Source organism: Geminicoccus sp., assembly GCF_035556675.1.
Taxonomy (GTDB): Bacteria; Pseudomonadota; Alphaproteobacteria; order Geminicoccales; family Geminicoccaceae; genus Geminicoccus.
Window position 1 is genome coordinate 17,217 of record NZ_DATMFZ010000247.1, and the last position, 14,309, is coordinate 31,525.

At 67.0% G+C, this 14,309-nt stretch carries 13 protein-coding genes and 1 pseudogene; 10 read left to right on the forward strand and 4 right to left on the reverse strand.

The window, feature by feature from the left end:
• Positions 1 to 8 precede the first annotated feature (8 nt).
• Both VNS22_RS17455 and VNS22_RS17460 read right to left on the reverse strand, forming a co-directional pair.
• The gene (locus VNS22_RS17455) at positions 9 to 1,217 is read right to left on the reverse strand and encodes a DUF444 family protein (RefSeq protein ID WP_325734646.1); all 1,209 of its coding nucleotides are present in this window, start codon (positions 1,215 to 1,217) and stop codon (positions 9 to 11) included.
• A 41-nt stretch (positions 1,218 to 1,258) separates the two neighbouring features.
• Positions 1,259 to 3,187: a serine protein kinase gene (locus tag VNS22_RS17460; protein WP_325734648.1), complete on the reverse strand. Its 1,929-nt coding sequence runs from the start codon at positions 3,185 to 3,187 to the stop codon at positions 1,259 to 1,261.
• 589 nt (positions 3,188 to 3,776) lie between these two features.
• Here VNS22_RS17460 and VNS22_RS17465 point away from each other — a divergent pair.
• From VNS22_RS17465 to VNS22_RS17490, 6 genes are all read left to right on the forward strand, one after another.
• Positions 3,777 to 4,580, forward strand: a complete 804-nt coding sequence (locus tag VNS22_RS17465) for an HpcH/HpaI aldolase family protein (RefSeq protein WP_325734649.1) — start codon at positions 3,777 to 3,779, stop codon at positions 4,578 to 4,580.
• 6 nt (positions 4,581 to 4,586) lie between these two features.
• A complete protein-coding gene (locus VNS22_RS17470; RefSeq protein WP_325734650.1) occupies positions 4,587 to 5,921 on the forward strand; it encodes a branched-chain amino acid ABC transporter permease in 1,335 nt (444 codons plus the stop codon).
• Positions 5,922 to 6,025: 104 nt separating this feature from the next.
• Positions 6,026 to 7,006, forward strand: coding sequence for a Bug family tripartite tricarboxylate transporter substrate binding protein (locus VNS22_RS17475; protein WP_414653375.1), 981 nt, complete (start codon positions 6,026 to 6,028; stop codon positions 7,004 to 7,006).
• Positions 7,007 to 7,021: 15 nt separating this feature from the next.
• The gene (locus VNS22_RS17480; protein ID WP_325734654.1) at positions 7,022 to 7,492 is read left to right on the forward strand and encodes a tripartite tricarboxylate transporter TctB family protein; all 471 of its coding nucleotides are present in this window, start codon (positions 7,022 to 7,024) and stop codon (positions 7,490 to 7,492) included.
• Between the two features lie 3 nt (positions 7,493 to 7,495).
• Positions 7,496 to 9,007 carry a tripartite tricarboxylate transporter permease gene (locus VNS22_RS17485; protein ID WP_325734656.1) on the forward strand — a complete coding sequence of 504 codons (1,512 nt, stop codon included), beginning with the start codon at positions 7,496 to 7,498 and terminating at the stop codon, positions 9,005 to 9,007.
• Positions 9,008 to 9,044: 37 nt separating this feature from the next.
• Positions 9,045 to 9,812, forward strand: a complete 768-nt coding sequence (locus VNS22_RS17490) for an SDR family oxidoreductase (RefSeq protein ID WP_325734658.1) — start codon at positions 9,045 to 9,047, stop codon at positions 9,810 to 9,812.
• A gap of 40 nt (positions 9,813 to 9,852) precedes the next feature.
• On the opposite strand, the gene lysM is transcribed toward VNS22_RS17490, so the two are convergent.
• Positions 9,853 to 10,299, reverse strand: coding sequence for a peptidoglycan-binding protein LysM (gene lysM, locus VNS22_RS17495; protein WP_325734660.1), 447 nt, complete (start codon positions 10,297 to 10,299; stop codon positions 9,853 to 9,855).
• Positions 10,300 to 10,385: 86 nt separating this feature from the next.
• On the opposite strand from lysM, the gene VNS22_RS17500 reads away from it, so the two are divergent.
• On the forward strand, positions 10,386 to 11,384 hold the full coding sequence (locus VNS22_RS17500; RefSeq protein WP_325734662.1) for a 4-hydroxyproline epimerase: 999 nt from the start codon (positions 10,386 to 10,388) through the stop codon (positions 11,382 to 11,384).
• Positions 11,385 to 11,644: 260 nt separating this feature from the next.
• Here the strand turns inward: VNS22_RS17500 and VNS22_RS17505 are convergent, their stop codons facing one another.
• The gene (locus VNS22_RS17505; RefSeq protein ID WP_325734664.1) at positions 11,645 to 12,046 is read right to left on the reverse strand and encodes a hypothetical protein; all 402 of its coding nucleotides are present in this window, start codon (positions 12,044 to 12,046) and stop codon (positions 11,645 to 11,647) included.
• 415 nt (positions 12,047 to 12,461) lie between these two features.
• On the opposite strand from VNS22_RS17505, the gene VNS22_RS17510 reads away from it, so the two are divergent.
• From VNS22_RS17510 to VNS22_RS17520, 3 genes and pseudogenes are all read left to right on the forward strand, one after another.
• On the forward strand, positions 12,462 to 13,724 hold the full coding sequence (locus VNS22_RS17510) for an MgtC/SapB family protein (RefSeq protein ID WP_325734666.1): 1,263 nt from the start codon (positions 12,462 to 12,464) through the stop codon (positions 13,722 to 13,724).
• Between the two features lie 83 nt (positions 13,725 to 13,807).
• On the forward strand, positions 13,808 to 14,161 hold the full coding sequence (locus VNS22_RS17515; protein ID WP_325734668.1) for a metalloregulator ArsR/SmtB family transcription factor: 354 nt from the start codon (positions 13,808 to 13,810) through the stop codon (positions 14,159 to 14,161).
• Positions 14,158 to 14,309 (forward strand): annotated as a pseudogene (locus tag VNS22_RS17520) (arsenate reductase (glutaredoxin)); the annotation flags it as partial. The gene VNS22_RS17515 and the pseudogene VNS22_RS17520, both read left to right, overlap by 4 nt.

The window sequence follows — 14,309 nt, forward strand, 5'->3', positions numbered from 1 at the left end:
GCGGTCCCTCAGCCGGCGTCCGCCCGTTCCTTGGACAGGACCTGGCGGAAGGAGGGGTAGACGTCCTCCCGGCGCTCGATCAGCACGCTGTGGAAGTTCTTGGCGTCCACGGCGCGGAACCGTTCCAGCATCGAACTCTCGTAATAGTGCGAGCCCAGCGGCTTGATCTCGCCATAGCCGAACAGGTTGCAGATCTCGCAGAGCTGCCTGGCCGCGGCGATGGTCGCCTCGTTGTCGCTGTCGAAATTGTCGCCGTCCGAGCAGTGGAAGGCGTAGATGTTCCACAGCTCCGGGTGGAAGCGCTCCTCGATGATCTCCAGCGCCTTCTTGTAGCCGGAGCTGATCATCGTGCCGCCGCTCTCGCCCTTGTGGAAGAAGTCCTCCTCGCTGACCTCCTTGGCCTCGGTGTGGTGGCCGATGAACACCAGCTCCACGTTCTGGTAGCGGGTCAGCACGAACTGGTAGAGCAGGAAGAAGAACGAGCGTGCCAGGTACTTCTTCATCCGGTCCATCGAGCCGGACGTGTCCATGATGCAGATCACCACCGCGTTGCTTTCCTCGCGGACATCGGTGATCACGCGCTTGTAGGTCAGGTCCTCGCGTCGGTAGGGGAAGCGCTCCTCGGGGCTTTCCGGCTCCTTCTGGAGGTTGCTGCGCAGCTCGGCCGTGTCGGTCTCCGCGGCGATCATCCGCCGGATGCGGGCCTTGGCGGTGCGCTTGCGGTCCAGATGCACGCGCGGGCCGCGCTTGCGGTAGCCGCGCCGCTTGAAGGTCGAATCCGACATGACCTCGCGCAGGACCTTGCGCTCCAGGTCGGGCAGCTCGAGGTCCTCGAACATGATCTCGATCAGCTCGTCGATGCTGATCTCGGTCTCGTAATAGTCGACGCCGGGATCCGACCCAGCGCGGCCCTGGCCGGGCTGGGGCTCGCCGTCGCCCGCCTGGCCCACGATCTGGCCGGGCTTGGTGTCGCCGTTGCCGGTGCCCACCCCGCCCTCGTTGTCGCCATAGACGAACCGGTACTCCTTGATGCCGCGGATCGGCACCTTGACGATCTTGTCGCCATCCCGGCCGATGATGCTCTCCTCGGCGATGATGTCGGCGATGTTCTCGCGCAGCGAGCGGCGCAGCTTCTCGCGATGGCGCTGCCGATCGCCGGCGCTGCGGTCGGATCGCAGCGCATCGCTTTCCTCATAGGGACGGAAGACAGTCGTCAAGGAAGCTCCCCTGCGTCTGGATTACCGGAAAACGCGCCCCTTCAATCCTTCCAGAGATGGTTGGCAGCATACTTCAAGATGGTGTCGATGCTCTCCTCGCTATAGCCCTGCGCGATGAGATTCGTGACCATGCTGTCATATTTCTGCCGCTGCTCCTCGTCCCGGGTCCGGGCCTTGGTCACGATCCGGCTGATCTCGCGGACCGAGTTCATCAGCTTTTTCTCGATCGCTTCCTTCAAGGGCTCGTATGAGGTGTAGGCGACCTTCTCGCCGCGCCGGGTGGCCGACCAGAGATAGGCGATCACCTCCTGGCGGAACCCGTCGGCGGCCGGCCCGATCACCGCGATCTGCTCCTCGATCGACTTCAGGAAGCTCTCGTCCGGCTGCATCTCGTCGCGGGTCTGCTTGTCCTTGACCTTGGTCTTGGTGACGTAGGCCTCGGCATGGTCGAGATAGTTCTGGAACAGGGTCTCGGCCTGGTCCTTGAAGCTGTAGACGAACGCCTTGGTGATGTCCTTCTCGAGCAGGTCGAGATAGGCCTTGTGCAGCGTGTCCTGCAGGTATTCGAGATACTGCTTCTTGGTGTTGTCCGGGAGCTCGGTCTCCTTGACCATGCCGATCAGCGCCTCGCGCACGTTGATCGGGTGGATCACGCCGTCGTTCTTGGTGAGCGCGGTGTCGATCGCCTTCATGATGAAGCGCGTCGAGATGCCGAACATGCCCTCGCGCTTGGCGTCATCCATCAGCTCGTGCGAGGTCACCTTCTTCGGCCGGCCCTTCTCCAGGACCTCCTCGCCGTTATAGATCTTGAGCTTGGTGAGCGGATCGCATTTCGAGGTCGGCTCGAGCCTGGAGAGGATCGCGAACATCGAGGTGATCTCGAGCGTGTGCGGCGCGATCTTGGCGTTGAACTGCGATTTGTTCAGGAATTTCTCGTAGATCTTGGTCTCTTCGGAGAGCCGCAGGTTGTAGGGCACCTTGACCACCACCATGCGGTCGAGGATCGCCTCGTTGGTGTGGTCGGCCTTGAAGCGCTGCCATTCCGCCTCGTTGGAATGGGCCACGATCACCGTGTCGACATGGATGGTGCCGTGCCGGCCAGGCGCGGGTACGAACTTCTCCTGGGTGGCGGTGATCATGGTGTGGAGATATTCGGGGTCGTTCTTGAAGACCTCGATGAACTCCACCATGCCGCGGTTGCCGACGTTGAAGGCGCCGTTCAGCTCGAGCACGCGCGGGTCGCCCTCGGAATAGCGGTCGAGCTTGGAGATGTCCTCCGAGCCGATCAGCACCGAGGTGTCCTGGTTGTTCGGGTCGACCGGCGGCACCACGCCGATGCCACGCCGGGCGCGCTTGGAGAAGCGCACCGTCCGGATCGGCACGTCCTCGTACTTGCCTTCCCAGGTCTCCTTCAGCTTCCAGCGGCAGACCGGGCAGAGGTCACCCTCGATCCGCACCCCCAGCATGTCCTCGAAGGCGGAGCGGAGGTGGCGCGGGATCAGGTGCAGCGGGTCCTCGAAGGTCGGGCAGCCATCGATCACGTAGATCGGCGGCAGTTCCTCCAGCCCGCGCTGCAGGCGCGCCACGAGCGAGCTCTTGCCGGAGCCCACCGGGCCCAGGAAATAGAGTACCTGGCGGCTTTCCTCGCCGCCCATCGCCGCGGAATGGAAATAGCGCACGATCTTGTCGAGCGTGCGCTCCATCCCGAAGAACTCGTCCTCGAAGAAGCCGTACACGTTGACGGGCTGGTCGCCGAACAGACGCTTGACCCTGGGATCGGCCTCGGCGTCCAGATGGTGCACGCCCTTGGCCATGATCATGTCGTGGAATCGCCGATGCGCATGATGCGCAAGGCTGGGATCGGCCTTCACCTTTTCCAGGTAGTCGAGAAACGTTCCCTGCCATTCTTCCTGCGCCCTCGCTTTGCGGTCTTCGGCGATGATGGCGGCAAAGTCGACGGTAGTGCTCACGGTCTCCGCATCCTTCGGAAGGGGGCTACGTTCAACGCACGAACCTCGAACGGCAGTCAGTCCGTCCTGTCTTCCAGCTGTACGACTCCTGAGTACATCCGATGGTTGAGAAATCTAAACGAATTCGCGCATCGCGCAAGCAGCATGGTCGGAATGCTGCGTATAGATGCAGTCAACCCACACCTGGCTGCTGCCTTCCTTTTGGGATCAGGAAGGGTAGCCCAGCCAAGCCGGACCCGCCAAGAAGGGAATCACCCGATAAAGTGACATACGCCATAGCTTGTGGTGTGGACTTCTGATCCAACCTGAAAGTTACGGCGCAGCGAAGCAAAGGCAAGCTGGCCTGGGCGGGCACAGGTCGCTCGACGGGCAGGTCTCTCGAACGATGGTATGCGGACCCACCCCCCGCTCAAGCGGCGGGACGCCGCAGGCCGGTCGTTTCCTCCGAGCTGCGACCGAAGTGTGGCCTGAATCCCGGCTGTCCGGCGGCCGCTGCCGCCGTTGCCCTGGTCTCGCGGGGATTGGCGCCGCGCTTGCCATCGCTCTCGCCCGGGCGCTATCCCGGCCCGCGTCCAGGGAGGAGACGAGCATGCAGGGTGGCAACCGGATCAAGCGGAGGCTCGCCGCGGGCGAGCAGCTCTATGGTGCCTGGGTGTCGACCGGTTCGACCGCCAACACCGAGCTTCTGGCCACGGCCGGCTACGACTTCCTGGTGATCGACCAGGAGCATGGTGCCGCCTCGATCGAGACCGCGATCGAGCTGATGCGCGCCTGCATCGTGGGCGGCGCGGACCCGATCGTGCGGGTGCCGTGGAACGATCAGGTCTATCTCAAGCGGATCCTGGATGCCGGTGCTACCTCGGTGATGATCCCGATGGTGGAGAACGAGGAGGAGGCGAAGGCCGCGGTGGCTGCCTGCCTCTATCCGCCTTATGGCCGCCGCGGCTATGCCGCCCCGGCCCTGCGCTGCTCCGGCTACGGGCGCGACACGGACTACCGCGCCAAGTGGCATGAGAACCTGTTCCTGATCGCCCAGATCGAGAGCGCCGGGGCTGCCGAGCGCGCCGAGAGCATTGCCCGGGTCGACGGGGTCGACATGGTGCTGATCGGGGTCAACGACATGGCCGGCACGATCGGCAAGCTCGAGCAGCTGGCCGACCCGGAGGTCCGGGCCCTGGTCGAGCTGGCCGAAGGCAACCTGAAGAAGGTGGGCAAGCCCTACGGGACCGTGCCGAGTGCCGCCCGCACGCCCGAGCAGCTGTTCGCGGAGGGCTATGCCCTGGTGGCGGGTGCCGGCGACGTGCCGCTTCTCGCCGCCGCGGCGCGCGCCGATCTTGCCCGGGTGCGCGGCGGCGCCGGCCTGCCCGGCCGGCCGGCCGGCCCCTACGGCTGAGCCCCGATGAGGCGGGCAGGGAGCGCCAGGCTGTGCCTGGTCCTGCTCGCCTGCCTCCTGCTGCCGATACCCGTGGCGGCGGCCGACCGTACTGACGCCATTGCCGCCTGCCAGCAGCTGCTCCCGGTCTTCGTCGCGAGCCCGGCCTCGATCACGGTCGCCACGGACGACGAGGGTGAGACCCGCCCGTTCGGGGTGCGGATCGCCTGGGCCGGCGGCTCGCCCGGGCCGGGCTGGATCCGTTGCTGGTTCCTGCCGAGGTCGGCCAGCGGCGGTGCCTGGCAGTTCACCCAGGTGGAAACCTCCCGGTTCGGCCGCCTCAGCCGCTACGATGTGCAGCAGGCGCTCAAGATGCTGCGCCTCAAGCGGCGCGAGGCCCGGGTGGTGCTGGAAAAGGTGCCGGCCACGCCGGCCGTCCGGCTCCTCTATCTTCTCCAGCAGGTGCTGAACGCGCTGACGCTCGCTTGCGTCTATGCGCTGGTGGCGGTGGCCTTCACCCTGATCGCCGCGGCGGCCCGCACCATCATGTTCGGCTTCGGCCCGCTGGTGGCGCTGGGCGGCTGGCTGTTCCTGATCGTCCATGTCGGCCTGCAGCTCCGGCTGGGCCTGCCTGCCGGAGTGGTGGTGACGCTGGCCCTGCCGGTCGTGGCGCTGGTCGCGGGGCAGGGGGGCCGGCTCGCCGACCGCCTGGTGTTCCGCCCGATCCGCGACCGGAACGGCACAGGCGCGCTCATCGCCTCCATCGGCCTGATGATCGCCGCCAACGAGGCGGTGCGGCTGGCCGTCGGCAACCGGCCGCGGCAGATGTCGGTGGTGGCGGATGCCCGGATCGTGCTGATCGAGGGGTATGGCTTCGACGTCTCGGTGACGTCCGGCCATCTCTGGGTGGCGGGCGGGACCTGCCTGATCGCCCTGTGGCTGGCGTGGCTGATCGGCCGGACCGAATATGGCCGCTGCCTGCGTGCGGTGAGCCAGGACCTCGCCGCGGCCCGCCTGGTCGGCGTGGATGTCGACCGGGTGGTCGGCCGCACCTTTCTCCTGGGCGGTGCCCTGGGGGGCATCGGCGGTCTGGCGCTCGTCGCGGAATATGGGATCGCCGATCACCTCATGGGCGGCGCCATCACCTTCAAGGCCCTCACCGCCGCCCTGCTCGGCGGGCTGGGCTCGGTGCCCGGGGCCTTCGTCGGCGGCTTCATCATCGCGGTAGTCGAAACCGCGGCCGCCGGCTATGGCAGTGCCGCGTGGAGAGATGTCTACGTTATGGCCGTGCTGGTGGCGCTCCTGGTCTTCCGGCCGCAGGGCCTGCTCGGTACCCCGCGGCAGCTGTCACCTGAAGAGTAGCTTTAATCGGGTTAAAGCGGTGACAGGCCGGGCACCCTCGTCTAGCGTCCGCTGCGCAAATAGGGCCCTGCCGAAGGGCTGGGCTCCAACAAAGGGGGACGATGATGATCCGTCGTGGCGCGTTGGCCGTTCTGGCCACCACCATGCTGACGCTTGGAACGTTGGGCGCGGCCGAGGCCGCCTATCCCGAGCGGCCGATCACGATGATCGTGCCGTGGGGTGCCGGCGGCGGCACTGATGCGACGGCCCGTATCGTGGCTTCCGAGCTCGAGAAGGAACTGGGCGTTCCGGTCAACGTGGTCAACCGCACGGGCGGCAGCGGCGTGGTCGGGCACAGCGCCATCGCGACGGCGCAGCCGGACGGCTACACGATCGGGATCATCACGTCCGAGATCGGCATCATGCACTGGCAGGGCCTGACCGAGCTGAACGGCGCGAGCTACACGCCGCTGGCCCTGATGAACGACGACCCGCCGGCGCTCAACGTCCCGGCCGATGCCAAGTGGAACACGGTCGGCGAGCTGCTGGAGGACATCAAGAACTCCGAGCCCGGCACGTTCAAGGCGAGCGGCACCGGCCAGGGCGGCATCTGGCACGTGGGCCTGGGCGGCCTGCTGAAGGCGGCGGGCATCCCGGCCGACAAGGTCCAGTGGATCCCGAGCCAGGGTGCCGCGGCCGGCCTGCAGGACATGCTCTCGGGCGGCGTCGACTTCGCACCCTGCTCGATCCCCGAGGCCAAGGCGCTGATCGACGCCGGCCGGGTGAAGAGCCTGGCGGTCATGGCGGACGAGCGCAATCCGACCTTCCCGGACGTTCCGACCGTCAAGGAAGCGGAAGGCATCGACTTCAGCGTCGGCTCGTGGCGCGGCTTCGCCGGTCCCCTGGACATGGACCAGGAGGCGGTCGACAAGCTGGTTCCGGCCATGAAGAAGATCTACGACTCCGCCGCCTACCAGGATTTCATGAGCGGCCGGGGCTTCGGCACGGTCTATCTGCCGCCGGAAGAGTTCAAGACGTTCATGGCCGAGCGTGACGAGATGTTCGGCGGCATCATGAAGGACATCGGCCTCGCCAAGGCCGAGTAAAGGATTGCTTTCTACATGCGCGTTGCCGACTGGGTGTTCGGCCTCGTCCTCCTGATCGGAGCGGGGCTGATCTTTCAGCAGGCGGCGGGATTTGCTGACATGCCGGGCCAGGACTATGGCCCGGCATTTGTCCCGTCGCTGATCGCTACCGGGTTCACGATCTGTGGCCTGGCCCTCATCTTCACCGGCATCCGGGCGCGGGCACCTGCGTTCGAGCTCGATCCCGGGGCGCGCGCGCCCGGCAGGATCTTCGATGCGTTTCTGACCCTCGGCAGCGTCGTGTTCATGATGCTGGTCTGGGATGTGCTGGGCTTCCTGATCTCCTCCACCATCGTCCTGACCGTGCTGTCGGCCCGCTACTGGGGCGGCAAGATCCCGCAGGCTCTCGCGGTCGGCATCATCGGCTCGCTGGTGATCGACTGGCTGTTCCGGAAACTGCTCCTGGTCCCCCTGCCGCTGGGGCCGTTGTCCAGGTGGATGTGGTAGGCCATGGACCCGATCCTTCAGGCATTATGGATCGTCATCGATCCCTATAACCTCGCCGTGATGACCCTGGCGGGTCTGTTCGGGATGTTCGTGGGCGCCATGCCCGGGCTGACCGCCACCATGGCCACGGCACTCCTGATCCCCGTTACCTTCTTCATGCCGCCCGTGCCGGCGGTAGCCGCGATCGTGACCGCGACCGCCATGGCTATCTTCGCCGGCGACATCCCGGGTGCCCTGATCCGCATCCCCGGCACTCCCTCCTCGGCCGCCTATGTCGCGGACAGCTACAAGCTGACCCAGAAGGGCCAGGCGGAATTGGTGCTCGGCTGCTGCCTGGTGTTCTCCGCGATCGGCGGCATCTTCGGCAGCCTGGTCCTGGCGTTCGCCGCCCCGGCGCTGGCCGAGATCTCGCTGAAGTTCTCGTCCTTCGAGTTCTTCTGGATCGCGATCTTCGGCCTGACCTGCGCCATCTTCATCAGCACCGGCCACCCGATCAAGGGGATGGTCTCGGTCCTGCTCGGCCTGTTCATCGCGACAGTCGGCATCGACCCCACGGCAGGCCAGCCGCGCTTCACCATGGGTTCGGTCGAGCTGCTGGGCGGCATCGACTTCATCCCGGTCATGATCGGCATGTTCGCCATCTCCGAGCTGCTGCGCTGGGTGCTGGGCACGCGCAAGGTCGAGACCCTGCAGACCAAGCAGCTGGGCTCGGTGTTCCGCGGCCAGTGGGCGCTGTTCCTGAAATATAAGTGGAACACGTTCCGCAGTGCGGTCATCGGCGTGGTGATCGGCTTCCTGCCGGGGGCGGGCTCGGACATCGCCGCCTGGGTGACCTACGCGATCTCCAAGAAGTTCTCCAAGGAGCCGGAGAAGTTCGGTACCGGCCATATCGAAGGCGTGGTTGACGCCGGCACGGCCAACAACTCCTCGCTGAGCGGCGCCTGGGTCCCGGCACTGGTGTTCGGCATTCCCGGCGATTCGATCACCGCGATCGTGATCGGGGTGCTCTACATGAAGGGCCTCAATCCCGGCCCGACCCTGATGCTCGACCAGCCGGAGATGCTCTACGCGATCTTCATCGTGTTCATGATCGCGAACATCGTGATGCTCCCGCTGGGGTGGGTGGCGATCAAGCTGTTCCGCCACGTGCTGAAGGTGCCGCGCGAGATGCTGATGCCGCTGATCCTGATGGCCTGCATCGTCGGCAGCTTCGCCATGAACAACACGCTGTTCGGCGTCGGCATCATGCTGGTCATGGGCATCATCGCCTATCTCATGGAGGAGAACGGCTTCCCGATCGCGCCCACCATCCTGGGCCTGGTGCTGGGCGGGCTGGTCGAGAACAACTTCATGACCTCCATGATGAAGGCCGACGGCAACGTGCTGGCGTTCTTCGAGCGGCCGATCTCCGCGGTCCTGGGCGTGATCGTGATCGCGGCCTGGATCTGGCTGATCTGGTCGATGATCCGGGCCAAGCCGCCGCTGGTCACGGACGAGGAAGCATCGGTCACATGAGCCGCAGGATACTTGCGGACATCTGGGAGGCAGAACGGTGAGCGGCTGGGCGATCTATCCGAGCCTGAAGGGCAAGTCGGTCTTCATCACGGGCGGCGGTTCCGGGATCGGGGCCGCCATCACCGAGGCCTTCGCCCAGCAGGGTGCGAAGGTGGCGTTCTGCGACCTCGCCCTGGAGCCCAGCAACGCGTTGGTCGCCCGGCTGGCCGAAGCGGGCCACGGGGAGGTCCTGTTCCGCCAGGCGGACGTGCGGGACATCGACCAGCTCAAGGCGGCGATCGCCAGTGCCGCGGAGGCGCACGGGCCGATCACGGCCCTGGTCAACAACGCCGCGCGCGACGACCGGCACGCCTTCGACACGGTGACGCCGGAATACTGGGACGAGCGGTTCGCGGTGAACCTCCGCCACCAGTTCTTCGCCGCCCAGGCGGTGTTCCCGATGATGAAGGAGGCCGGCGGCGGCTCGATCATCAATTTCGGCTCGACCAGCTGGATGATCGGCCAGGGCGGCATGCCGGGCTACACCACGGCCAAGTCGGCGGTGGCGGGCCTGACCCGGGCGCTGGCCCGCGACTTCGGCCCCTATGACATCCGGGTCAACTGCATCGCGCCTGGCTGGATCATGACCGAGCGGCAGAAGTCGCTGTGGCTGACCCCGGAAGGCATCGAGGAGCTGATGAAGCGCCAGTGCCTGAAGCGGCAGCTCCAGCCGGTCGAGATGGCCAGGCTCGCTTTGTTCCTGGCCGCCGACGACAGCTCGGCGATGACCAACCAGACCTATGTCGCGGACGGCGGCTGGGTCTGAGGCACGAAAAGAGGGGCCGGGCGACCGGCCCCTTGCTCGTTCAGGCCTGCTTCGGGATGCGCAGCACCTGGCCCGGATAGATCTTGTCCGGGTGCTTCAGCATCGGCTTGTTGGCCTCGAAGATCACCGGGTACTTGCTCGCATCGCCGTACTGGGCCTTGGCGATGGCCGAGAGCGTGTCGCCCTTCTTCACCGTGTAGAAGCTGGCACTGTCCGCCGGTGCCGCCGCGGCGGGGGCGATCTGGTCCTCGACCTTGGCCACGCCCGCGACATTGCCCATGGCGAGGATGATCTTCTCCTTCTCCTCCTGGGACTTGGCCCCGCCCTTCACCGTCACCTTGTCGCCGTCCACCGCGACGTCCAAGCCGGAGACGTCCAGCCCATGACTCTCCGCCTCCTTCTTCAGCTCGTCGGCGGTCGGTGCCGCGTCGGCGGTGCCGATGCCGAGCGAACGGCCCGCTGCCTTGACGAAGTCGATGAGGCCCATGGCGCCCTCCTTCATTTTCCGCTTCAAGCAGCAACGACTGCCGCGGCCCGCGGTGCCGTGTGCCACACCGACTTGGGAGTGGATTCTTGAACCGCACCTTCTTCTGCGTGGACGGCCATACCTGCGGCAACCCGGTGCGGCTGGTAGCCGGTGGCGGGCCGGACCTGAAGGGTGCGACCATGTCCGAGAAGCGCCAGGACTTCCTCCGGCACTGGGACTGGGTGCGCACCTCGCTGATGTTCGAGCCGCGCGGCCACGACGTCATGTCCGGCTCGATCCTCTACCCGCCGACCACGCCCGACGGCGATGTCGGCATCCTGTTCATCGAGACCTCGGGCTGCCTGCCGATGTGCGGCCACGGCACGATCGGCACGGTCACCATGGCGATCGAGCAGGGTCATGTCGTGCCCAGGGCCGAGGGCCGGCTGCTGCTGGACGTGCCGGCCGGGCGGGTGGTGGCGGAGTACGAGCGGGACGGGCGGTTCGTCGAGAAGGTCCGGCTCACCAACGTGCCCTCCTATCTCGCCATGAGCGAGGTGCGGGTGGACTGCCCGGAGCTGGGCGAGCTGGTGGTCGACATCGCCTATGGCGGCAATTTCTACGCGATCGTCGAGCCGCAGCCGAACTTCCGGGACATGGCCGACCTCTCGGCCGGACAGATCCAGCGCCTCTCGCCGGAGCTGCGCCGCCGCCTGCAGGCCCTGGTCGAGCCGGTCCATCCGCTCGACCCGACCATCCGGGGGGTGAGCCACATCCAGTGGACCGGACGGCCCACCAAAGCGGGCGCCCATGCCCGCAACGCCGTGTTCTATGGCGACAAGGCGATCGACCGCAGCCCGTGCGGCACCGGCACCTCGGCGCGCATGGCGCAGCTGGTTGCCAGGGGGCGGTTGAAGGTCGGCGATGCGTTCGTCCACGAGAGCATCATCGGCTCTTTGTTCGAGGGCAGGGTGGAGGCGGCGGCCGAGCTGGCCGGCATCCCGGCGATCATCCCCTCGATCGCCGGCTGGGCACGCACCACCGGCTACAACACCATCATCGTCGACGACCGCGACCCGTTCTGGCGAGGGTTCTCCCTGGTGTGAGGAGGGCGAAGACGCACTCGCCGTGACGTTCTGCTGCGCGTCAAATAATTGATATATCTAGAAAAAATGGGGTTCTCGGGTTCGTTCTTGCAAAAAGCGAATCGTCGCTGCTGCATGGGCCCGCGGGCCTGGCTGACGATCTGGCCGGCGATGATAGCATGGCCGGGCGTCGGCATGGCCGGAAATCAGCGTGCCGCCGGTCGACTGGAGCGGGAGGGTGCTGGCGGCGCCTCGGGGGGCGCCGCCAGACCGGTCGAGCTTCAGGTCTGCGTCTCGATCTCGTCCTCGTCGGCCACGCAGCCTTCCGGGGCGGGATAGATGTCGAAGGTCGAATAGAGATCCGGGTCGATCACGATGCGCCCGGACTTCTTCAGCCGGTACCGCCCGGGGGCGGGCACGGTGAGGTTGTCCAGGTCGGCCGGGATGCTGAACACATCGCCGGTCTCGTCGTCCTCGATCTCGATCCCGTCGGGCGAGGCCGCCACGATCCAGCCCGTGTGCTGGGCGTGATCCTGCACGTTGCCGTCACGGTCCTTGAAGGTGAACCCGACCAGGATCCGCTGGCCCACCAGAGCCTGGAACTTGCCGTCGCGCTCGTCCTGCAAGGCCTGGGTCAGGACGCTCTCACGCCAGGGTCCGGTCCGGCGCCATTTCTGTGCCATGATGAGTATCCGCGATGAAATGAATGGGCATGACGATGCAGCCGGGCCGGGACATGGGACACCTGTCGTATGGATGAAGTATGCGCGGCTTCTACGAGCGGGCCGTGGGCCGCGCCAGGAGCAGTTGCGACATGCACGAAGAAATCATCAGGTTGTGACGTGCCGGCCATGCTGTCCCAGGTGAAGGATGCGAACGTTCAGGTCACCGTCGTGATGACGTTCGTCCATGTGCGGTCGGCGGTTACTTGCCGGCGGCGGGTGCGAGACCGGGCCGGTGTTCGTGGATGATGACGAGGAGTTCCGAACCGCGATGAGTGTGGGCAGGAACGGCTAGCCAGCTTGCGGCAGCCATGCTTGCCCTGGCCGGGGGACGAGCCGCACGACCGATTCGTCCCGCCGGACACGGGGGCGGGCCATGTTCTCGGACGAACTTCTCCATCGGCTGGCGGTGGCGCTCGCGATCGGCCTGCTCGTCGGGCTCGAGCGCGGCTGGCGGGCGCGCGGCGAAGGGGAGGGCCGGCGCGCGGCGGGCTTTCGCACCTTCGCGCTGAGCGGCCTGCTGGGTGGCATCTGTGCAGCGCTGGTGCCGCTGGCAGGCGCCCTGGTCCTGGCCGCGGGCCTCCTGGCCTTCACCCTGGCCTTTGCCGCGTTCCACTGGCTGGAGGCGCAGGCCGACCGCGATTTCAGTGCCACCGGCGTGGTGGCGGGGATCCTCACATTCGCGCTCGGCGCCTATGCGGTGCTGGGCGAGATCCAGGTCGCGGTGGCGGCGGCCGTGGCGGTGGTCGCCTTGCTGGCGTTCAAGCAGCCGCTCCATGCCTGGCTTCGGCGGCTGACCTGGCCGGAGATCCGCGCCGGCCTGGTGCTGCTGGCGATGAGCTTCCTGCTCCTGCCGCTCCTTCCCGACCGCACGGTCGATCCCTGGAACGCGCTCAATCCCGCCGAGATCTGGCTGCTGGCCATCATCATCGCCGCCTTGTCCTTCGTCGGCTACATGGCGGTGCGGGTCATCGGCGCGCGCGCCGGGATCGTGCTGGTGGCCGTGGCCGGGGCGCTCGCCTCGTCCACGGCGGTGACGCTGACCCTGGCGCGGATGGCCAAGGGGCAGGCAGAGGGAGCGAGCGTGCTGGCCGGCGGCATCCTGCTGGCGAGCGCGGTGATGGCCGGCCGGGTGCTGGTGGTCGCCTTCGCGCTGAACCCGGCGCTGGTGCTGCCGCTGGCCTGGCCGCTCGGTGCCGCGATCCTGGTGTTCCTGGCCAGCAGCGGCTTTTTGCTGCTGCGCCGCACCGGCCGGCAGGGGGAGGGGCCGGAGCTGACGCTGACCAATCCGCTGGAACTCAGGGTTGCCCTGAAGCTGGCGGCAATCATCGCGGTCATCATGCTGCTGGCCAAGCTCGTGGGCGACCGGTTCGGCGCGACCGGCCTCTATGTCCTGGCCGCCGTGTCCGGCCTGGCCGACGTGGACGCCCTGACCCTGTCGATGGCGCGGATGGGCGGCAGCGGCATCACGCTGGCCGTGGCCGCGGGGTCGATCGCGATCGCCGTCGCGGTGAACACGGCCGTCAAGTGCGTCATGGCGGGCGCGCTCGGCTCGCCGCGGCTGGGGCTGCTGGTGACCGGCGCCAGCGCCGTGGCGATCGCTGCCGGCGCCGGCGCGTTCCTGCTGGCCCAGGGCTGAGCGGCGGACGGGCCCGCTCAGCCGGCTGCATCGCCGGTACGGGCCGATTGACCGCCGGAGAATACATCGATAAATCTAGATATATGGAACCATTTGATGCCATCGAAGCGCTGGCGGCGCTTGCGCAAGCCACCAGGCTGGAAACCTTCCGCCTGCTGGTGAGGCACGAGCCGGAGGGGCTGCCCGCCGGCGAGATCGCGCGTTGGATGGGCGTGCCGCAGAACACGATGTCGGCGCATCTGGCGATCCTCGCCCGGGCGGGGCTGGCCAGGTCGGAGCGCCAGGGGCGGTCGGTCATCTACCGTGCCGGGCTGGACGGGCTGCGGGCGCTGACCCTCTACCTCGTCAGGGACTGCTGCGCCGGAAGTCCCGAACTGTGCGGGCCGCTGCTCGACGAGCTGCTGCCCTGCTGCCCGCCCGAGCCGAGGACCCCATGACCGTCACCATCTACCACAACCCGGCCTGCGGCACGTCCCGCAACACCCTGGGCCTGATCCGCAACAGCGGCGAGGAGCCGGTGGTCATCGAGTATCTGAAGACCCCGCCCGGCCGGGACGAGCTGGTGCGCCTGATCGACCGCATGGG

What these genes read in the sequence shown, in the direction of transcription:
- VNS22_RS17465 (WP_325734649.1), top strand. Translation starts at nt 3,777, where the DNA reads ATGCAGGGTGGCAACCGGATCAAGCGGAGGCTCGCCGCGGGCGAGCAG.
- VNS22_RS17470 (WP_325734650.1), top strand. Translation starts at nt 4,587, where the DNA reads ATGAGGCGGGCAGGGAGCGCCAGGCTGTGCCTGGTCCTGCTCGCCTGC.
- VNS22_RS17475 (WP_414653375.1), top strand. Translation starts at nt 6,026, where the DNA reads ATGATCCGTCGTGGCGCGTTGGCCGTTCTGGCCACCACCATGCTGACG.
- VNS22_RS17480 (WP_325734654.1), top strand. Translation starts at nt 7,022, where the DNA reads ATGCGCGTTGCCGACTGGGTGTTCGGCCTCGTCCTCCTGATCGGAGCG.
- VNS22_RS17485 (WP_325734656.1), top strand. Translation starts at nt 7,496, where the DNA reads ATGGACCCGATCCTTCAGGCATTATGGATCGTCATCGATCCCTATAAC.
- lysM (WP_325734660.1), bottom strand. Translation starts at nt 10,299, where the DNA reads ATGGGCCTCATCGACTTCGTCAAGGCAGCGGGCCGTTCGCTCGGCATC.
- VNS22_RS17505 (WP_325734664.1), bottom strand. Translation starts at nt 12,046, where the DNA reads ATGGCACAGAAATGGCGCCGGACCGGACCCTGGCGTGAGAGCGTCCTG.
- VNS22_RS17510 (WP_325734666.1), top strand. Translation starts at nt 12,462, where the DNA reads ATGTTCTCGGACGAACTTCTCCATCGGCTGGCGGTGGCGCTCGCGATC.
- VNS22_RS17515 (WP_325734668.1), top strand. Translation starts at nt 13,808, where the DNA reads ATGGAACCATTTGATGCCATCGAAGCGCTGGCGGCGCTTGCGCAAGCC.